The 19,568-nt window shown below is 72.5% G+C and carries 17 protein-coding genes; 9 read left to right on the forward strand and 8 right to left on the reverse strand.

What is annotated here, in order from left to right; all coding sequences use genetic code 11:
• Window positions 1–48: 48 nt before the first annotated feature.
• Entirely contained in the window at window positions 49–1,101 is a 1,053-nt protein-coding gene (locus tag ABD944_RS28850) for an NAD-dependent epimerase/dehydratase family protein (RefSeq protein ID WP_345182077.1), read from the forward strand.
• Window positions 1,088–1,744, forward strand: a complete 657-nt coding sequence (locus ABD944_RS28855; RefSeq protein ID WP_345182079.1) for an NHL repeat-containing protein — start codon at window positions 1,088–1,090, stop codon at window positions 1,742–1,744. Before ABD944_RS28850 ends, ABD944_RS28855 begins: the two co-directional genes overlap by 14 nt.
• Before the next feature lie 21 nt (window positions 1,745–1,765).
• On the opposite strand, the gene ABD944_RS28860 is transcribed toward ABD944_RS28855, so the two are convergent.
• Entirely contained in the window at window positions 1,766–2,437 is a 672-nt protein-coding gene (locus tag ABD944_RS28860; RefSeq protein ID WP_345182081.1) for a DNA alkylation repair protein, read from the reverse strand.
• A gap of 342 nt (window positions 2,438–2,779) precedes the next feature.
• Here ABD944_RS28860 and ABD944_RS28865 point away from each other — a divergent pair, with 342 nt between their 5' ends.
• From ABD944_RS28865 to ABD944_RS28875, 3 genes are all read left to right on the forward strand, one after another.
• Window positions 2,780–3,481: a DUF899 family protein gene (locus ABD944_RS28865; protein ID WP_345182083.1), complete on the forward strand. Its 702-nt coding sequence runs from the start codon at window positions 2,780–2,782 to the stop codon at window positions 3,479–3,481.
• 94 nt (window positions 3,482–3,575) lie between these two features.
• On the forward strand, window positions 3,576–4,799 hold the full coding sequence (locus ABD944_RS28870; protein ID WP_345182086.1) for a cytochrome P450: 1,224 nt from the start codon (window positions 3,576–3,578) through the stop codon (window positions 4,797–4,799).
• A gap of 153 nt (window positions 4,800–4,952) precedes the next feature.
• Window positions 4,953–6,086 carry a nucleotide disphospho-sugar-binding domain-containing protein gene (locus tag ABD944_RS28875; RefSeq protein WP_345182088.1) on the forward strand — a complete coding sequence of 378 codons (1,134 nt, stop codon included), beginning with the start codon at window positions 4,953–4,955 and terminating at the stop codon, window positions 6,084–6,086.
• On the opposite strand, the gene ABD944_RS28880 is transcribed toward ABD944_RS28875, so the two are convergent.
• From ABD944_RS28880 to ABD944_RS28890, 3 genes are read right to left on the reverse strand one after another with little or no spacing between them, the layout of a single operon-like run.
• Window positions 6,067–7,305 (reverse strand): DUF885 domain-containing protein, encoded by a 1,239-nt coding sequence (locus tag ABD944_RS28880; protein ID WP_345182090.1) that lies wholly within the window; start codon window positions 7,303–7,305, stop codon window positions 6,067–6,069. The genes ABD944_RS28875 and ABD944_RS28880 overlap by 20 nt on opposite strands.
• Window positions 7,306–7,344: 39 nt before the next feature.
• On the reverse strand, window positions 7,345–9,117 hold the full coding sequence (locus ABD944_RS28885; protein ID WP_345182092.1) for an ABC transporter substrate-binding protein: 1,773 nt from the start codon (window positions 9,115–9,117) through the stop codon (window positions 7,345–7,347).
• Entirely contained in the window at window positions 9,114–10,451 is a 1,338-nt protein-coding gene (locus ABD944_RS28890) for an aminotransferase class V-fold PLP-dependent enzyme (protein ID WP_345182095.1), read from the reverse strand. Before ABD944_RS28890 ends, ABD944_RS28885 begins: the two co-directional genes overlap by 4 nt.
• 345 nt (window positions 10,452–10,796) lie before the next feature.
• Here ABD944_RS28890 and ABD944_RS28895 point away from each other — a divergent pair, with 345 nt between their 5' ends.
• The gene (locus ABD944_RS28895) at window positions 10,797–12,491 is read left to right on the forward strand and encodes an ABC transporter substrate-binding protein (RefSeq protein WP_345182097.1); all 1,695 of its coding nucleotides are present in this window, start codon (window positions 10,797–10,799) and stop codon (window positions 12,489–12,491) included.
• Window positions 12,492–12,504: 13 nt separating this feature from the next.
• Here the strand turns inward: ABD944_RS28895 and ABD944_RS28900 are convergent, their stop codons facing one another.
• Window positions 12,505–13,509 carry a methyltransferase gene (locus ABD944_RS28900; RefSeq protein WP_345182099.1) on the reverse strand — a complete coding sequence of 335 codons (1,005 nt, stop codon included), beginning with the start codon at window positions 13,507–13,509 and terminating at the stop codon, window positions 12,505–12,507.
• Between the two features lie 129 nt (window positions 13,510–13,638).
• Here ABD944_RS28900 and ABD944_RS28905 point away from each other — a divergent pair, with 129 nt between their 5' ends.
• The 3 genes from ABD944_RS28905 (at window position 13,639) to ABD944_RS28915 (ending at window position 16,861) form a co-directional block, all read left to right on the forward strand.
• Entirely contained in the window at window positions 13,639–14,400 is a 762-nt protein-coding gene (locus ABD944_RS28905; RefSeq protein WP_345182102.1) for a class I SAM-dependent methyltransferase, read from the forward strand.
• A 32-nt stretch (window positions 14,401–14,432) separates the two neighbouring features.
• Window positions 14,433–15,632 (forward strand): macrolide family glycosyltransferase, encoded by a 1,200-nt coding sequence (locus ABD944_RS28910; RefSeq protein WP_345182104.1) that lies wholly within the window; start codon window positions 14,433–14,435, stop codon window positions 15,630–15,632.
• Between the two features lie 80 nt (window positions 15,633–15,712).
• Window positions 15,713–16,861 carry a DegT/DnrJ/EryC1/StrS family aminotransferase gene (locus tag ABD944_RS28915; RefSeq protein ID WP_345182106.1) on the forward strand — a complete coding sequence of 383 codons (1,149 nt, stop codon included), beginning with the start codon at window positions 15,713–15,715 and terminating at the stop codon, window positions 16,859–16,861.
• 37 nt (window positions 16,862–16,898) lie between these two features.
• On the opposite strand, the gene ABD944_RS28920 is transcribed toward ABD944_RS28915, so the two are convergent.
• From ABD944_RS28920 to ABD944_RS28930, 3 genes are all read right to left on the reverse strand, one after another.
• On the reverse strand, window positions 16,899–17,174 hold the full coding sequence (locus ABD944_RS28920) for a MoaD/ThiS family protein (RefSeq protein WP_345182108.1): 276 nt from the start codon (window positions 17,172–17,174) through the stop codon (window positions 16,899–16,901).
• Window positions 17,175–17,183: 9 nt separating this feature from the next.
• Window positions 17,184–18,092 (reverse strand): SUMF1/EgtB/PvdO family nonheme iron enzyme, encoded by a 909-nt coding sequence (locus tag ABD944_RS28925; RefSeq protein WP_345182110.1) that lies wholly within the window; start codon window positions 18,090–18,092, stop codon window positions 17,184–17,186.
• Between the two features lie 81 nt (window positions 18,093–18,173).
• Window positions 18,174–19,526: a nucleotide sugar dehydrogenase gene (locus ABD944_RS28930; protein ID WP_345182112.1), complete on the reverse strand. Its 1,353-nt coding sequence runs from the start codon at window positions 19,524–19,526 to the stop codon at window positions 18,174–18,176.
• Window positions 19,527–19,568 lie beyond the last annotated feature (42 nt).

Genomic DNA, 19,568 nt, shown 5'->3' on the forward strand with positions numbered 1-19,568 from the left:
ACGATGGCCGCCCCGTGCGGGGCGGCCGTGGCGAAGGGCGGAGGACCGATGGCGGTCGTGGTCACCGGCGGTTGTGGCTTCATCGGCAGCCACCTCGTGGAACGCCTCGCGCGCCAGGGCGAGGACGTCGTCGTCTACGACCCCGCGGCGCTGCCGCCCGACCTCGACTGCGGCGGGGCCTCCGTCCGCCACGTCAGGGCCGACATCCGCGACGAGCGGGCCCTCGCCGGCGCCATCGGCCCGGACGTGCACACCGTCTACCACCTCTGCGCGCTGGTCGGGGTCGACCAGTACCTCGACGACCCGCTCGAAGTGATCGACGTCGCGGTCTCCGGCACCCGCAACGTGCTGCGCGCGGCCTCAGCCGCCGGCGTGAAGGTCGTGGTCTCCAGCACCAGCGAGATCTACGGCAAGAATCCCGCCGTCCCCTGGTCGGAGGACGCGGACCGGGTGCTGGGCAGCGTCGCCGCCGACAGGTGGTCCTATTCCGCGAGCAAGGCCGTCGCCGAGCACATGGTCGTCGCCTACGCCCGCCACCGGGGCCTGCGCGCCTCGGTCGTGCGGTACTTCAACGTCTACGGTCCGCGGCAGCGCCCGGCGTACGTGATCAGCAAGACCGTCCACCGGGTGCTGCGCGGGCTGCCCCCGCTGCTGTACGACGACGGCGCCCAGACGCGCTGCTTCACCTTCGTCGAGGACGCGGTGGACGCCACGCTGCGGGTCGGCGCCCGGGAGATCGCCGACGGCCAGTGCTTCAACGTCGGCAGCGACCGCGAGACCTCCGTGGCCGACGCCGTCCGGCTGGTGACCCGGCTGGGCGGGACGGAGTTCGCCCCGATCCGCGTGAGCACGGACTCGGCGCTCGGCAGCGCCTACGAGGACATTCCCCGGCGCGTCCCGGACGTCGGGAAGGCCAGGGAGATGCTCGGCTGGCGCGCCCGCACCCCGCTGCGGGCGGGCCTCGCAAGGACGATCGCCTGGGCGAGGGAGAGCCCGTGGTGGCTGGACGCCGTCGCGGGCGCGCCCCGGCGGCCGCTGGTACCCACAGGCGTCACGACGGCCGCGGACGGCCGGAAAGCGAGGGGACATGACATCGGGTGAGACGGCGGCGACGGCCGCGGGCACCGGCGCCCTGCCCGCTCCCGCCGCCTATATGTGCGGGCTGACCTGGGACGGCGCCCTGCTGTGGCATTCGGACCAGGACGCGGAGAAGATCTTCGCGATCGACCCGGCGACCGGCGGGGTGAGCAGGACGTTCGCCTGCGACAAGGTGCGGGCGGACCTGGCCTTCGACGGCGCCCGGCTGTGCCAGGTCGGCGGCCGCCCGAAGCGGATCGTCCTGATCGATCCCGAGGACGGCCGGATCACGGGGGAGAAGGAGGTGCTCCCCGCGAGCGGCAGGCTGACCGGGATCGAGCACGGGCCGGAGGGCATGTACATGTGCCTGCGCGGTCCGACGGTGGTGCAGGTCCGCGACTACGACACCATGACCGTTCTGCGGGAGTTCCCGGCGGCGGGGGAGTCGCCCTCCGGGCTCACGTATGCCGACGGGGTGGTCGTCTACGGCGACTTCGACGACGCCGTGCTCCGCGCCATGGACCCGAAGACCGGGGAGCACCTGGGGGCCCTGCCCGTCCCGGGCCGCCCCACCGGGCTGACGTGGGACGGCCGCAGACTCTGGTACTGCGACTTCCCCGCGCGCGCGATCCGTCCCCTGGAACTGTCGGCGGTCCTCGCCGCCTGAGCGGGCCGGCGCGCGGACTCCCTACTTCGCCTTCTTCTTGCCCACCACTTCGCTGATCCAGATGGGCACGTACGGAGACGTGCAGTTCGGCGGAGTGGGGTAGTCCTTGAGCACCTCCAGGCGCTCGCCGATCTCGATCGCGCGGGCGCGGTGCTCCTCGTGCTTGATCCCGATGTTGCCCAGGCAGTCGTTCATCGCCCACTGCAGGCGGTCCGGGGCGCCCTTCATCTCCGCCTCGATGGTGTCGAGCAGCTTGCCGAGGTCGAGGCCGTCGGGCTTGCGCATCACGCGCTCGGTGGTCAGCGCCCAGCCGGCGCTCGCGATCACCGGATCCGCGTCGTCGAGCCACGCCAGGCGCAGGTCCTCGGAGTGCGGGCTCTTCTTCACCACGTAGTTCACGAGCCAGTCGTGCACCTTCGGGGTGCGCGCCTCGCGCAGCATGGCGTCGAGTTCGTCGCGCTCGAACTCCTTGGGGCGGCAGACCAGGGTCGCAAGCAGCCGCGCCGAACTGTCGCCGGTCTTCCAGAGCCCGCGCGCGAGGTCCTGCTGCGTCTTCAGCCGTTTCGCGAGCGCGCGCAGCTTGCTGAGGTTCACGCCGTGGTCGTCGCCGCGCTTCTCGTTCACCTCGCGCGCCTTGGGGTCCTCCAGCTCGGCCAGCTCGGCCATCACGTCGGCCACCGCGGTCCCGGCCATCCCAGCCTCCTGTGCCTCGAATCGCGAGCGTCTGAAAATATCGGCATAGTTGACAATTGTCGCAATAACGAGCTTAACATGCGCCGTGTTTCCCTTCAACTCTCCCGGACCTCGTGGAGAGTGATTTCGTCTTCATTATGCGGACCAGTTGCTATGCGGTGAATCGCGGCGTATCTGCTGATCTAATGCCGTTTTCGGAACGGCGAGGCGGCCGAGGCGGCGCGTGCTCCCCGACCGCCGCGCCCGCCGGATGGGGCCGAACCGCGCACGCCGGCGGGTTCATTATCGTAGAGTCCGATATCGAATTGACCCATGCCGCCCACGGACTCGAAGGGGCCAGTGATGAGCGACGACGAGCCGGAGATCGCACCGATGTGGCCGGTCGGGACGAGCCGGGAGTACATCGACGCGCGGATCGAACTGGCGAAGGCCGAAAGGCGGCTGCGCGACCGGGTCGAGGAGGTCGCCGCCGCCCGGCGCCGGATGCCCCGGGGCGCCGAGCTCGGTGACTACACCTTCACCGAGGGGCCGGCGGATCTCGAGAAGGACGAGCCGACCGGTTCGGTGTCGCTGCGCGACCTGTTCGGCGACCGCGAGACCCTCGTCGTCTACCACCTCATGTTCCACCCCGACGACGAGGCGGCGTGCCCGATGTGCTCGATGTGGGTGGACGGCTTCAACGGCGTCGCCGCGCACCTGGCGCAGCACACCGCCTTCGCCGTCGTCGGCAAGGCGCCCCTGCCGAAGCTGCGCGCCTGGGCGCGGCGGAGAGGATGGGACGCCGTGCGCGTCCTGTCCAGCCACGGCACGTCGTTCAACGCCGACATGCACGCCGAGCGCCCGGACGGGGCGCAGCGGCCCATGATCAGCGTCCTGGTCCGCGAGGACGGGCGGGTCCACCACTTCTACACGCTTCCGGCCGACTTCCTCGACGGCGCCCAGCGCGGCATCGACCTGCTCTCCCCGGTGTGGAACGTGCTCGACCTGCTGCCCGGCGGCCGCGGCGACTGGTACGCCGGAAACGCCTACGCCGGGCGCGGCTGAGCCCCGGCGCGCCGCCGGTCGATCGGAACGCTCCCGGCCCCCGGGGGTCGACTCGGTATATATTTTCGTAGTACCGAGCTGATCGGGGGTCCCGATGACGAGTCAGCCCGCGGCCGACGCCGGCGTCTTCCCCGTCCCGCGCGCGTGCCCCTTCGGCCTGCCGCCGGAGTACGAGCGGCTGCTGTCGGCGGGGCGCGCGGTCCGCGCCCGCATGGCCGGCGGGAACTCGGCCTGGCTGGTCGCGCGGCACGAGGACGCGCGGAAGGTCCTCAGCGATCCGAGGATGAGCGTCGACCGCCGCCGCGAGGGCTTCCCCCGGTTCGCCCCCGTCACCGAGGAGGAGCGGCAGGCGTCCTTCCGCGGCTTCCGGCCGCCGATGAACTGGATGGACCCGCCCGAGCACACCGCCGCCCGGCGGTCCGTCCGCGCCGAGTTCTCGCCCGCGCGGACGGAGGCGCTGCGCCCGCGCGTCCAGGAGATCGTCGACCGGCGGCTGGAGCTGATGGCGGCCGCCCCGCGCCCGGTCGACCTGGTGCGCGAGCTCGCGGTCCCGGTCCCGTCGCTGGTGATCTGCGAGCTTCTCGGGGTGCCCTACTCCGCGCACGGCCACTTCGAGGAGCGCACCGGGCGGATGTTCAGCCACGCCACCCCGGCCGCGGAGCGCACCCGGGCGGCGCACGAGATCCGCTCCCTGCTGGCCGAGCTGGTGGCGGACAAGGAGCGCGACCCGCCCGACGACCTCCTCGGCCGCCTCATCGTCCGGGGGCGCCGGGAGGGCGCGGCCGACCGCGAGGCGGTCGTGAGCATGGCGTTCGTGCTGCTCGTCGCCGGGCACTCCACCACCGCCGACATGATCGCGCTCGGCGCCCTGACCCTGCTGGAGCATCCCGACCAGCTCGCCTCGATGCTCGCCGACCCCGCCAGGACGCCGCTCGCCGTCGACGAGCTGCTGCGGTACCTGACGGTGGTCAACGCCTCGACCGCGCGCACGGCGCTGGCCGACGTCGAGGTCGGCGGCGTCACGGTGCGGGCGGGGGAGGGCGTGGTGGTGCTGGGCCCGGCCGCCAACCGCGATCCGGAGGTGTTCGAGCGGCCGGACGAGTTCGACGTCGGGCGCGGCGGCGGGCGGCACCTGGCGTTCGGCGCCGGCCGGCACCGGTGCCTCGGGCACCGCCTCGCGCGGATGGAACTGCAGGTCGTGTTCGACGCCCTCTTCCGGCGCCTGCCGGGCCTGCGGCTGGCGGTCCCGTTCGGCGCGCTGTCGTTCAAGGAGAAGGCGAACATCTACGGGGTGCGCGAGCTCCCGGTCACCTGGTGAGCGGCCACCGCCTCCGTACCGCCGCGGATATTGAACGAGCGAAGATCGTAGTTTAAGTTCATATAGTGAAGTCCGCGTGCCGCGGCTCCCGATCCCGGGTGCCGTCCGGTCCCGTCGCGGACGGGGGCACCGGGTAGAAGGGATCTTCCGGATATGCGCGTGATGTTCTGTTCTCACCCAGGTCTCGGACACTTCTTCCCGCTCGTCCACCTCGCCTGGGCGTTCCGTACGGCAGGCCACGAGGTGATCGCCACGCTCGCGGGGCCCACCGAGGGCGCGGCGGGCTCCGGTGTGGAGATCGTCGACGCCGCGCCCGGCTTCAGCATGGAGGCCGTCAACGAGCGGCTGGCCCGCGAGCACCCCGAGTTCGTCCGGACGGTCGCGACCAAGCCGGCGATCAACCTCGACGAGTGGGGGCCCGGGTTCGCCGCGATCAACCGTCCCCTGATCGACGGCATGGTGGCGCTGGCCGACGACTGGGGCCCGGACCTGGTGGTCTACGACCAGGGCACCACCGCCGGCCTGTTCGCGGCGGCCCGCGCCGGGGCGCCCGCCGTGCAGCGGAACGTGAGCGCCTGGCGCACCCGGGGCATGCACGAGGCCGCCGAGGCCTACCTGCCCGACGTCTGCGAGCGGTACGGCGTGTCCATCTCCAAGCCGGCCGTCACCATCGAGGAGTTCCCGCCCAGCATGCTGGCCGGCGAGCAGCCCGAGGGATGGTTCATGCGCTGGCTGCCGCACAGCGGAGGATCGGTCGTCGGAGACCGGCTGCCCCAGCCCTCCGGGCGGCCGCGGATCGCCGTGAGCATGGGGACGGTCGAGCTCCAGATGCTGGGCACCGGGACCATGCGCACGATCATCGACGCGGCCTCGGGCGTCGACGCGGAGTTCGTGCTGGCGCTCGGCGGGGTCGACATCGGCTCACTCGGCCCGCTGCCGGACAACGTCAGCTCCGTCGGCTGGATCCCGCTGCACTTCCTGCTGGGCACGTGCACCGCCATCGTCCACCACGGCGGCGGGGGGACGGCCCTGACCGCGATCGACGCCGGCATCCCGCAGCTCATCACGCCCGACCCCAGGGACCTGTTCCAGCACACGACCCTGGAGGCGGTGCGGAAGCGGGGCATCGGGTTCGTGAGCGAACGCGAGGACGTCGACGCCGACCTGCTGACCCGGCTGATGACCGACGAGGGCGTGCGCGCCGCCACCGCGGAGGTTCAGCGGGAGATGGCGACGCTGCCCACCCCCGCCGCCACCGCCCAGCGCATCATCGAGCACCTGTTCTGAGGCCCGGAGGGTTCGCGGGTTCCAGGTCCGCGCGGAGGTCGGACGGCAGCAGCGGCTCGTCGAGAAGCCTCTGGTAGCGCTCGACGAGGGACGTCCGGCCCGTCCCGGCGCCGAGCCACGCGCCCACCAGCCGCGGGCCCTCGATGTACGTGACCGAGTAGGCGCGCCAGAGCGGGTCGGTGAGGAACCGCGTCATCCGCCGGGCGTGGTCCGGAGGCACCAGGAGCCACCGTTCCAGATAGTCAGTGACCTCGTCGGCGTCGGCTCCGCGGTCGTGGAGCATGATGGCCGCGTCCTGGCGGGCGGGCATCAGCAGCCGGATCAGCCGCAGGATCTCCTCCACCAGCTCGCCCTCGACCCGGACGCCCTCGCCGGCCAGGATGTCGGCGGTCCAGCGGCCCCAGCCCGGGCCTGGCACCGCCGCGTCGGCCATCTCCGCGGTCCCCTCGGCCATCAGGCACTGCGGGGTGTTGACCAGCGAGATCAGGTGCTCGTCGTGGCCGGCGCCGCCGACGAGACCGGCCTCCTTGCGGCAGTGCTCGGTGTGGTGCCCGGGGTAGGCCTCGTGGATCGCCAGCAGCGGCAGGGCGGCGACGGTGCGGCCCGCTTCCGCGTTGAGCTCCACCCTGGAGCGGAAACCGCCGAGGTAGCGGTTGAAGGCGTTCCAGGGCTTGTCGTGCACGACCACGTACTCGACGCTCTCCTGCTCCGGCAGGCCGAACACCGTGCGGGTCATGGCGCGCAGCTCGCCGGACACCGCCTGGACGGCCTGTGCCAGGCGGTCCGGGGGGACGGCGTTGCGCTCGTAGAACGCCGCGGTCCGGGCACGCAGGTCCCCGGAGCCGGGCAGCAGCGCGCCGATCGCGTCGTGGATCTCCGCGTAGCGGTCGGGGTCGCCGGGTTCGATGTCGACCTCGAAGTACGTCCGGACCTCGTCCCGGAACGGGATCTCCTCCCCGGCCATCCGGCGGGCCGCGCAGTTCAGCGCGGCGAGCTGCGCGGACAGGAACCGGCGCCGCGGCTCGGCGAGGCCGCTGTCCGGGAGCGCGGCCAGCAGCCGGGCCGACCGGGCGGCCAGCCCGGACGCGTCGGGCCTGGGCTCGGCGTCCACCCGGCGGGCCAGCTCCGGGTCGCCGTACCAGGAGTCGACGAACCCGTCGGCGAGCCGGCCGAACCGCAGCCCGAGGCTGAGGTACTCGGTCACCACCTCTTCACGCATACCGCGCTCCCTGGATCGCCGCTGTGCGGTCCGCCGCCGTCATCCCGCGGGGGTGCCCGGCGGGTCGTCCGGCGGGTCGAGCCAGATGCCGGCGAGGTCGTAGGCGTGGCCGAACGCCGGCATCGGGACCGCGCCCCGCACCCGCGGGCCGCGCAGGCCCGGGACGGCCGGCCGCTGGAACAGGACGGGCACGACCGCGGCGTCCTCCAGCACCGTCCGCTCGGCCTGGTTCCAGGCCGCGGTCGACCGCGCCGGCTCCTCGATCGTGGCGAGCGCCCGCTCGATCAGGCGGTCGACCTCCGGACGGCGGTAGCGGCCGCGGTTCGCGGCGTTGCGGGAGTCGCCCGACTGGAACATCGGCTGCAGGAAGACCCGGCCGTTGGCGGGGTACCAGTCCGGCGACCACGACGCGGCCGCGAGGTCCCACTCGCCCGCCGCCGCGCGCCGCGGATCCCCGAGAAGGGCGTCCCGGGCGTCGTGGTCGAGCGCCACCAGCCGGACGGTGACGCCGGCCTTCTCCAGGTCGGCGGCGTACGACCGCGCGACCGCGGCGTCCAGGCCGGTGTCGAGATGGACGGCGGTGAGCGCCAGGCCGCTGCCGTGGCCCGCCTCGGCCAGCAGCGCCCGGCACCTGGCCGCGTCCCCCCGGCTCCCGGGGGTCGCGTAGAGGTCGAGCTCCTGGTGCGCGTCGTTGCCCGGCGGCACGACGGAGCCGGCGATCCGCACCAGCGCACCGCTGCCGGACCGCCGGTACAGGTCGGCGATCGCCGCCTTGTCGATCGCGTACGAGAGCGCCCGGCGCACCCGGACGTCGGCCAGCGCGCCGCCCGCGGTGGGGCTCTCGACGTTGAAGACGAGGTACGGGTCGAGGGAGAGGCCGAGGCCGTCGCCCGGATCGCCCGGCTCGGCGTCGTGCGGCTCGGCGACCCGCACGCCCCAGGGCAGGTCGGCCGCGCCCGACGCGATCCGCGCGGCGACGTGTTCGGGCTCCGCGTCCCCGACCGTGATCTCGATGGCGTCCAGGTGCCGGCGCCGGAGCGGATCGGACTCCTGCCGCCAGGCGGGGTTGGGTTCGAGCCGCAGCTCGCGGCCCGGAACCAGACGGACCGGCCGGTACGGCCCGTTGCTCCGGAGGTTGCGGTGCAGTTCCGGGCTGCCGGGCACGAACGCGTCGTACTCGACCGGGGCGGGCGACGCGCACGGCAGGGCCATGATGGCGGCGAAGTCGATGGCCGGCCGCATGAGCTCGATGACCAGCGACTCGTCGTCCAGGACGAGCACGCCGGGGATGTCGTGGGAGTTCTGGAAGGCGGCCAGTTCCTCGGCGGTCGGGTCGTCGCGGCGGATCGCCGCGGCGTAGTCCTCGCAGTACCGCGCCATGCCCCTGATCGTGCTGGTGAAGTAGGGCAGGGCGGCGGGCCTCGTGAGCGGGTTGGCCAGCCGCTTCAGCCCGCGCACGACGTCGTGCGCCGTGACCTCCCGGGCGGGCGCGGTGTCCCAGAACACGCCGCGGCGCAGGTGGACCACGTAGTTCGTGTGCCGCGCGCCCATCCCGGTGTTGTAGGTGGACGGGACGTCGGTCGCGAGGTCGGGCGCCGGGGCGATGGCCCGCCAGTCGCGCAGGTCCGGCGCGGGGACGTAGCCGAACAGCTGCCGGGCGAACAGCCTGACGACCTGGTCGGCGGGCGCCTGGTGGGAGGCCGAGGGGTCGAGGCGGTGGACGGGGGCCGGGCCGTGGAGGCGGAGCGTCCCCCCGGGCCGCGGCAGGTCCTCGCTCCAGCGGGCGTCCGCGCGCTGCTCGGACACGGTCATGACATCTCCTCGCCGAGGCGGGCCATGATGCCGATGGCCCGGTCGATCTCCTCGCGGGTGTTGAACAGGTGGGTGCAGACCCGCGCCGCGTAGTGCTGGTGCGGCGAGCCCGGGACGTCGAACTCGGTCCACCGGATCCAGATGCGGTGCTCCCGCTCCAGCCGGTCGGTGAACGCGGTGAACTTCTTGATGTTCCAGGCGGCCTCGGGGTCGCGGAACGGGTTGAAGGCGATGAGCGGGGACTTCAGCAGCGGGTCCTCGCCGGGAGAGAAGATCGACTCCTTGCCGAAGGCCTCCACGAGGCGCCCCCGGGCGTGGTCGCCGAGCTCCATCGCCCGCTTCTCGATGCGGTCCCGGCCGATCTCGTCCCAGATCTCGCAGGCCCGCGCCAGCGCGGCGCCGCGGGCGATGCTGGCGCTGCCGGCGCTCTGGACGTACAGGGCGGTGTCGTCGCTCTCGACCGACGTCCTCGTCCGCGGCGGGGGACTGCCGATCATCGGGTACCAGGTGGAGATCACCGGCCAGAACGTCGGCAGCGGAAGCGGGTTGTACTCCGGGAAGACCTTGTTGCGGAGGTAGAGGATGCCGGTGCCCAGCGGGCCGCACTGGAACTTCGACCCCGAGCACGCGATGAAGTCGGCGCCGAGCGCCCGCATGTCGAGGTTCACGAGGCCGGGCAGCAGCGCGCCGTCGATCACGGTGGTCAGGCCGTGCCGCTGCGCCAGCTCGCACAGCCTGCGCATCGGCATCATCGTGCCGGTGAACAGGGTGATCCCGGCGAACGCGAGCACCTTGGTGCGGGGGGTGATGGCCGCCTCAAAGAGATCGACGATCTCGTCGGCCGTGACGCCGTAGCCGGTCGGCATGGTCAGCGTCTTGATCGTCAGGCCGTACCGGTTCCGGACGAGGTTGAAGTTCGAGAGCACCGAGTAGCACTCGTGGCTCGTGGTGACCACCTCGTCGCCCTCGTGGAGGTCGAGCCCCTGGATGATCCGGGCGACGCCCTCGGTGGCGTTGTGGCAGATCACGATCTCGTCCTGGTCGACGCCGAACGCCCGGCCGATGAGGGCGCGGTGCTCGTAGTAGCCGGACGGCTTGTAGACGTCGGCGAGCCCGCCGGTCCACTCGCGGGTGACCCGGTCCATCGTGTCGAGCACCTCGTACGGCATCGCGCCGACGGTGCCGGTGTTGAGGTGGATGGTGGTCGGATCGAGGGCGAACATCTCGCGGATGCTCTCCCATGGCGCGTCGCGGAGCCGCCGCGGCGATCCGCCGTTCGCCGTCCCGGCCGGGTCCGGGACGCTGCGCTCGCCGGGCTTCACGGACTGTGTCACGAGTGACCCCCTCCACGTGCGGATGACCAGTCGCCCTCACAATACAATATGTTTTTGAAGTTACTCGGCCAATGGACCCCGGATGAGGGCATTCCGTCCGTCGCTCCCGGAGCCCGCGCCGGGCTTCGTCCGGGTGGGCGATGGCTGCTGTGGGCAGAGGTGGGCGCGAGGATCGAGAGGTGCCGGGGAGGGCGGCCGGCCTGGTCAAGGGGAGCCGGGAGAGGTGCGAGCGAGGGGATGGCGTCGCTATTGTGCTTTAAGAAACGATGGTAACCTCCGGCGTGGGACAGGTGGGGCGCCGGCCGCGGCGGCGGGGCCCGGTGACGCGCAGGGAGGGTGATCGGTGTGGAGCCTCGTTACGGCGGTACTCTCCGCTACTTCGGACCGGGCGGAATGGACCATGTCGATCCGGCCTGCGCCTATTACGCCTTTTCGCATCAGATCATCAGGCTGTTCGCCCGGCAGTTGTTCGGCTATCCGACGGCCGTGGACGAGAGCGCCCTGACCCCGGTCCCCGATGTCGCCGCGGAGGCGCCGACGGTCGCCAACGGCGGGATGAGCCCGGACGGGCTCGTGTACCGGATCCGCCTGCGCCCGGGCGTCATGTGGGACACCGACCCGCCGCGCGAGGTGACCGCGGAGGACTTCGTGCGCGGCTTCAAGCGGATGTGCAACCCGGTGGCCGGGGCGGGGGCGATCGCCTACTACACGAGCACGATCAGGGGGATGGCCGAGTTCGCCGAGGGCTACCGGCGGGAGTTCGCCGGACGGACCCCGTCGGCCGCCGACCTGGCCGGTTACCAGAACGCGCACGAGATCGCCGGGTTGCGGGCCGACGGCGACCGCACCCTGGTCGTCGAGCTCGTCCGCCCCGCCAACGACCTGCTGAACCTGCTGTCGATGATGTTCGCGTCCGCCGCGCCGCGCGAGTATGACCAGTTCATCCCGGACAGCGATGAGTTCATCGCCAACATCCGCTCCAACGGCCCGTACCGCCTCACCGGCTACGAGAACGGCCGCTTCCTGACGATGGAGCGGAACCCGGTGTGGCGGCAGGACACCGACCCGCTGCGGCACCAGTACGTCGACGGCCTGGACGTGCGGATGGCGCGCGTCGACGACGACCGGGTGCGGGAGGCGATCCGGAGCGGGGAGGCCGACCTCTCGTGGGGCGCGCCGGTCATCAGCGAGGACCGCCGCCCCCCGGACGCGGACCGGCATCTCGGATACGCGATGAACCCGTACCTGGTGTTCAACATGAAGAGCCCGAACGAGGGCGGGGCGCTGCGCGACGTCAGGGTGCGCAGAGCCGTCGCGTACGCCGTCGACAAGGCCTCGATGGTCAGGCTGCTCGACGACATGGACCTCGGGACGGTGACCCAGACGGCGCACACGGCGATCCCTCCGGGCAACTTCGGGCACCGCGAGTACGACCGCTATCCCACGCCGGGCGACCACGGCGATCCGGCGAAGGCGCGGGCGCTGCTCGCCGAGGCCGGGTACCCCGACGGCCTCACCCTCAGGGCCCTCTACCGCGCCGACGCCCCCCACGCCGACATCGCCCGGTACTACGCCGCCGACCTGGAGAAGGCCGGGTTCACGGTCGAACTGCGGTTGATCAGCCAGCCCGACGAGTACTACCGGTTCCTGCAGAACCCGGCCATGGCCGAGGCCGGCGAGTGGGACATCACGGCGGCCGCGTGGACGCCCGACTGGTTCGGCAACAACGGCCGTGCCTACGTCCAGCCGATGTTCCAGTCCAACTTCGCCGCCGGCACCAGCAACTACGGCGGCTACCGCAACCCCGAGGTCGACCGCCTCATCGAGGAGGCCCTGTCGGAACCGGACCCGGCACGGGCGGAGGAGCTGTGGCACCGGATCGACCGGCAGGTCATCGAGGACGTCGCGATCGTGCCCGTCCTGGCGTGCGAGCCGACCATCCCCCACATGACCAGCGCGCGCGTGCGCAACGGCCTGCCGCTGCCGCAGGTGGACCGCTGGCTCGACGCGGCCTGCATCTGGCTGGACCCGCCCGACTGACGAGGGGGGGCGGTCAGCGCGGCACGCCCTCGGCGATCGACATGACCGAGGCGGTGGGCACGACGCGGGCGAGCCGCAGGCCGGCGGCCTCGAACAGCGGGTGCAGTTCCGCCTCGGTCCGCTCCCGCCCGGTGCGCGCCGCGAGCATCATGAAGTCCATCGGCTTGCTCTGGTGGGCCTCGTTGCCGGCCGGGACGATCGCGTCGACGGCGAGGACCCGCCCGTCGGGCTTCATCGCCCGGCGGCAGTTGCGCAGGATCGCCACGCACTTCTCGTCGTCCCAGTTGTGCAGGATCCGCTTGATCAGGTAGACGTCCCCGGTGGGGACGGAGGCGAAGAAGTCCCCGTCGGTGATCTGCCAGCGGCCGGCGATGTCGTCGCCGCCCAGCAGGTGGTGGCCGAGCACGTGCTCCTCCCGGTCGAGCAGGACGCCGTGCAGCCCCGGGTTCTCGCGCAGCACGGCGCGGAGGAACCCGCCCTTCCCGCCGCCGACGTCGACGACCGTGCCCGTCGAGGGGAACGCGTAGCTCCCGGCGACGAGGGCGTTCTCGGCCTCGGAGACCGTCGCCATGCCGTCGTAGAAGAGCGCCTCGGTGTCGGGGTTCTCCGCGAAGTAGCCGCCGATCGTCGTGCCGAAGAGCTGCTCGAACGTCGTCGCCTCGTCCCGGGCGACGGTCGCGGCCTCGTGGGCGACGGTCCAGAACATCCGGTCGGTGAACATCAGGATCCCCGCGCGGGCGGACATCGGCGCGCCGGCGCGCAGCGCGTCGCCCCTCGCGGTCAGCCGGAACCGCCCCGGCTCGTCCTCGTGGACCACGTCCCGCGCCGCGAGCAGGCGCAGGATCCGGTACAGCGCGCCCTGCCCCGTCCCGGTGGCGGCGGCGAGCTCGGCCGTCGTGCGCGGGCCTTCGGCCAGGTGGTCGGCCACACCGAGTTCGGCCGCCGCGCGCAGCGCGGCCGAGTAGGTGAACCCCATCGCCTCCTCGAACAGGAAGAGCGCGGACTGCTGCGCGTCCATCGGCCTCTGCTCCCTCCCGACGGCAGCCCGCCGTGGTCCGTCCTCGCCAGAGAGTTACTCTATGAATATAAAGTAACTTGGGTCGCGTGCAACGGGGGTGGATCAAGGTTGACGCCAGGAGACGCACCGATGGGCTACGGAGCGGCGCACGCCGAACTCTACGATCCCGTGTTCCTCAGCCGCGGGAAGGACTTCGAGGCGGAGGCCGAGGGGCTGAACCGCCTGGTCCGGTCCAGGCTGCCGGGAGCGCGGTCCCTGCTCGACGTCGCGTGCGGCACCGGAGCCCATCTGGAGAACCTCGCCAAGCACTTCGACCACGTGGAAGGACTCGACCACTCGCCCGCCATGCGGGAGGTCGCGCGGGGGCGGCTGCCCGGCGTCGCGGTGCATCCCGGCGACATGCGGGACTTCGAGCTCCACCGGACCTTCGACGTCGTGACCTGCATGGGCAGCGGCCTCGCCGAAGTCGACTCGCCCGAGCAGATGGCCGGCTCGGTCGCCAGGATGTCGGCGCACCTCGCTCCGGGCGGGGTCCTCATCGTCGAGCCGTGGTACTTCCCTGACAACTTCCTCGACGGGCACGCCGCCGGGCACCTGTTCCGGGAGGACGGGCGGGTGGTCTCGCGGCTGACGCACTCGGCGAGGCACGGGGACAAGAGCCGGGTGGAGATCCGGTTCATGATCGTGGACTCGTCCGGGTTCCGGGAGTTCACCGAGGTGGTCGTGAAATACCTGCTCCCCAAGGAGCGGTACGAGGCCGCCTTCGAGCGGGCCGGCTGCTCCGTCGAGTTCGTGCCCGGCTTCTCGCTGGCCGACGGCCGCCCGAACAGCCCCGGCCTCTTCGTCGGAGTCCGCGCGGGGGAAGCGGCCGAACCCGTCCGTCATGCTTGACTTTCATATAGTCAACGCTTGATGCTACCGCCATGCGGAGCGCAGCGGCCCACCGAATCGCCCTTGTCAACGTCGCCAACCACGGCAGCGTGCTTCCCACCCTTCCCGTGGTGTCGGAGCTGGTCCGGCGCGGCCACGACGTCGGTTACGTGACGTCGCCGGAGTACGCCGGGATGGTCGAGCGGGCCGGCGCGACGGCGATCCCCTACGCGTCGGGGGCCTCCGGCGCGGCCGAGGCGTTCGCGGACGACGACCCCGCCCGGCCGCACCTGCTGTACCTCGCGGAGAACGAGGCGATCCTGCGGGCGGCGCACGCGCACTACGGCGAGGACGCGCCGGACCTGGTGCTGTACGGGGAGGTGCCGATCATCGCCGGCCAGGCGCTGGCGGCCGTCTGGAAGCGCCCCGCGTGCCGGATCAACCCGGGCTTCGCCTCCAACCACGTCTACTCCTACTCGCGGGAGATGATCGAGGAGACCGGCGGCGTCGACGAGCGCACGCGGGACATCGTCGACGCGCGGCTGGCCGATCTCCTCGCCGGGTACGGCCTGCGGGACCGGGCGGGGGAGTTCGCCGAACGCGTCGAGGACCTCAACCTGGTCCTCATCCCGCGCGAGTTCCAGATCGCGCAGGACACCTTCGACGAGCGGTTCGCGTTCGTCGGGCGCTCGGCGGCGCGAGAGGACCGGCCCGGCACGTGGCGGCCCCCGGAGGACGGCTCGCCGGTGGTGCTGATCTCGCTGGGGACGACCTTCAACGACCATCCCGACTTCTACCGGCAGTGCGCGGAGGCGTTCGCGGGCACGCCCTGGCACGTGGTGATGGCCCTGGGGGACAGGGTCGGGGCGGGCGATCTCGGCCCGCTGCCCCCGAACGTCGAGGCGCACCGCTGGGTCTCCCTCCCCGCCGTGCTCGAACACGCGCGCCTGCTCGTCACCCACGGGGGCATCGGAGCCGTGATGGACGCGCTGACCGCGGGGCGGCCCATGGTCGTCGTGCCGTTCACGTTCGACGTCAAGCCGATGGCCCGGCGGGTGGGCGAGCTCGGGCTCGGGACGGTGGTCCCCGCGGCGGAGTTCACCGGCGCGCGGCTGCGCGAGGCGGTGGAGGACCTGGCGGGCGACCGGGCCGCGCTGGAGCGGGTGCTCCGCATGCGCGAGCACGCGGCCCGGGCCGGCGGCGCCGCCCGCGCCGCCGACGTGCTCGAGGCCTATCTCGCACGGGAGCGTTGACCGGGACGAAGGCCGCGCCTTAACTTTAAAATTAGGTACTAAATACGGCCGGGCGCCGTCCCGAAGAGAGGGAGTCCGCGATGATTCCGCTGTTCAAGGTCGCGATGGCGCCGGACGCGCTCGGCCGGATCTCCGAGGTGCTCGACAGCGGCCGCCTGGAGCACGGACCCAAGGTGGCCGAGTTCGAGAAGGCCCTGGCGCTGCGCCTCGGCAACCCGCGCGTCCTCGCGGTCAACTGCGGCACCTCCGGTCTCCACCTCGCGCTCAGCATGGTGGCCGACCCCGACCGGTTCCCCGCGACGGCCCAGCCCTCCGGCGGCGCCGGCGGGCCGGGCGAGGTGCTGAGCACGCCGCTGACCTTCGAGGCGACGAACTGGCCGATCCTGGCCCACGGGCTGCGCGTGCGCTGGGTCGACGTCGATCCGGGCACGCTGACGATCGACCTGGACGACCTCGCCGCGAAGATCTCGCCGGCCACCCGCGCGATCGTCGTCGTCCACTGGCTGGGCTACCCGGTGGACCTGAACCGGCTGCGCGAGATCGTCGACCGGGCCGAGGAGGCCCACGGGTTCCGCCCCGTGGTGATCGAGGACTGCGCGCAGGCGTGGGGCGCGACCTACCGGGGGGCGCCGCTCGGCAACCACGGGAACGTCTGCGTGTACAGCTTCGGCGCCATCAAGATCCTCACTGCCGGGAGCGGGGGGCTGATCGTGCTCCCCGACGACGACCTGCACCGGCGGGCCCGGCTGCGCCGCTGGCTCGGCATCGAGCGGCAGGCCGACCGGGTGCACGGCGACTACGACGTCGCCGAGTGGGGCTACCGCTTCCCGATGAACGACATCTCCGCCGCGATCGGGCTGTCCAATCTGGAGATCGTCGACGGCCTGCTCGCGCGGACGCGCCGGAACGCCGCCTTCTACGACAAGGAGCTGTCGGGGATCGCGGGCGTCGAGCACACCGAGCGGGCCGACGACCGGGAGCCCTCGTTCTGGGCGTACCCGCTGAAGGTGGCGGACCGCACGTCCTTCATGCGGAAGATGGCCGACGCCGGGATCATGACGAGCGTCATCTCCCGGCGCAACGACGCCCACAGCTGCGTCGCCGCGGCCCGGGAGGAGCTGCCGGGCCTGGACGGCGTGCACGACCGCGTGGTCTACGTTCCCGTCGGCTGGTGGCTGTCGGAGGAGGAGCGCGCCCACATCGCGGACACGATCAGGTCGGGCTGGTGACCGCCGCGGCCGCGGCGGGCCGGGCCGGGCGGGAGGCCTAGCCTCCCGCCAGCGGCGGAATGATCTCGACGCGGCTGCCGGGCGCCAGCTCGACGTCGTCCGGCGGCGTCGTGCGGGGCACCTGCTCGCCGTCGACGAGGAACAGGTGGTAGGGCAGCAGGTCGCCGGCGGGGGAGTAGAGCCGGTAGCCGGCCTCTGGGTGCGAGCGCACGAACGTCCGCAGGAGCTCGCTCAGGTTGGCCGCGGGCAGCTCCGAGCGCACCTTGCCGGAGGTCACGTTGTGCCAGCTGCCGGGGACGATGAGGTGGGGCATGGGGCATCCTCACAGGTCGCGGACGCATCGGAAACCACTGGCGAAGCAGGCCCATCCGGTGGGATCGCCGTGCAGGCGCTCGCTGGTGCGGGCCTGGAAGCGCAGGTTCATCCAGGAGCCGCCGCGGATGACGCGGAACCGGCCCATCACGCTCAGCAGCGACTCGTCGCAGTCGGGGGACGGGCCGTAGAGCCGGCTCGGCGAGGCCGTCCACTCGTAGACGTTGCCCGCCATGTCCGCCACCCCGTAGGGGCTGTCGCCGTGCGGGCTGAAACTGCCGACCGGGGTGGTCAGGGGGATCGGGCCCTGGTCGCTCTGGAGCTCCTTCCACCACGCGCGCCATTCGGCGGCGCTGCGGGCGGCGTCGCCCAGCCGCAGTTCGGTGGTGTTGGTCCACTCGCGGGACCACTCGTCGCCCCACGGCCACAGCCGGTACCCGGGGCCGCGCGCGGCCAGCTCCCACTCCGCCTCCGTCGGCAGCCGTGCGCCCGCCCACGCGGCGAAGGCCTCGGCGTCCTCGACCGCGATGTGGACGGCGGGGTGGTCGTCCGGCGGGACGTACCCGGAGTCCCGCCCCGCCGGACGGCGCCAGGACGCGCCGGGCGTGCTCTGCCAGTAGTCGGCGCCGTAGACCAGGCTCCAGCCGCGGCGCTCGGCGACCGTCCGGTACCCGGTGGCCTCCACGAAGGCCGCGTACCGGCCGGAGGTGACCGGGTGGCGGTCGATCAGGAACGGCGCGACCTCCACGAGCGTCTGCGGGGTCTCGTCGCGGAACCAGGGCGTGGGGAAGGGCTGGTCCTGCTCGGCCAGCCAGTCGAGCACCCACTCGGGCGATCCGAGCCGGAAGGACGCTCCCTCGATGAGGACCGCCTCCCCGGCCGAAGCCCCGCCGCGCAACGCCGCCTCGTGGTCTGCCACAGCGCCATCCCGTAGATCAGGGTTCTCGTCGAGCAGAAACTATATAAACATATAGCACTTGGGCGCCGCTCGCGTCACGGCTCACCGCCCGATCCCGCGGTAGCCGAACCCGAGGTCGCGGAGCCGCTGGATCGTCTCCGCCGGATAGTGCATGCGCCCGTCGAAGACCAGGCACGGCATCGCGACCAGCCGCCGCAGCCTCTCCAGGTCGATGCCATGGAACCCCCGGTGCCCGGCGAGGAAGGCGACGGAGTCGGCGCCCTCGACCGCCTGGTCGAGGTCGTCGGCGGGGGAGCCGCCCACCTCCGCCCGGATCCGCTCCCGGTCGGCGAGGGGGTCGAAGACCCGGACCTCCGCGCCGGCCGCCTGGAGGGCCCGGACCACCCCCCTCGCCGGGGTGTTGCGCAGGTCGCCGGTGTCGTTCTTGAAGGCGGCGCCGAGGACGGCGATCCTCGCCGACGCCAGGTCCTTGCCCAACTTGGCCAGGCCGTCCCTGATGACCTCGTAGGCGTATTCGGGCATGGCGTCGTTGACGTGGCGCGCCGTCTCCACCGTCCGCAGCCGGACGCCCCGGTCGCGGGCGGTGCGCCAGGTCATCCAGGGGTCCTTGGTCAGGCACGGTCCGCCGACGCCCGTGCCGGGCCGCAGGATGTTGACCCGCCCGTCCCCCTTCGGGAGCGAGTTCGCCGCGGCGATCACCTCCATCACGTCGACCTCGAACAGCGCGCAGAACCGGGCGAGCTCGTTGGCCATCGCGACGTTCGCGTCGATCCACCAGTTGCCGGCCAGTTTGACGATCTCGGCGATGTCGGCCGTGGGCACGATCCGGACGGGCACGCCCAGCGCCGCCTTCCAGAACCGCGCCGCCGCCGCCGTGACGCCGGGGCCGCACCCGCCGACGACGACCGCCAGTTCGCGCAGCTGGGCCAGCGCGTCCCCCTCGGCCAGCCGCTCCGGGCAGTAGGCGAGTCCGAAGTCCCGGCCCTCGGCCAGGCCGCCGCTCTCCAGCAGCGGAACGACCAGCGTGCGCGTGGTCCCGGGGGCGACGGTGCTCTTCAGGATGACCAGCTGGCCGGCGCGCAGCCGGGGCGCGAGCTGCCGGCACGCCTCCTCCAGTTGCGCGGTCACCAGGGCGCCGTTCCCGTCGACGGGCGTGCCGACCGTGATGAGCACGACGTCGGCGTCCGCCAGGACGTCGTAGTCGGTCGTGCACGCCAGCCGCCCGCTCGCGACCAGCGGGGCCAGCGCCTCGGCGAGTCCGGGCTCGGGGATCGCGCACCGGCCGGCCCGCAGCCCGGCGATCATCGGCGCGTCGCTGTCGACGCCGACGACGGTCATGCCGCGCTCGGCGAGCGCCGTTCCGAGGCACGTGCCGATGTAGCCGAACCCCAGGATCGCGATCCGCGGGCTCGGAGAATCTGACAAGAATTCCATGGCCGCCTTCCTCGCCGTTCTCCGCGCCTTCGGCGCTGCCGG

The organism is Actinomadura verrucosospora, from assembly GCF_039540335.1.
Lineage (GTDB): Bacteria > Actinomycetota > Actinomycetes > Streptosporangiales > Streptosporangiaceae > Spirillospora > Spirillospora verrucosospora.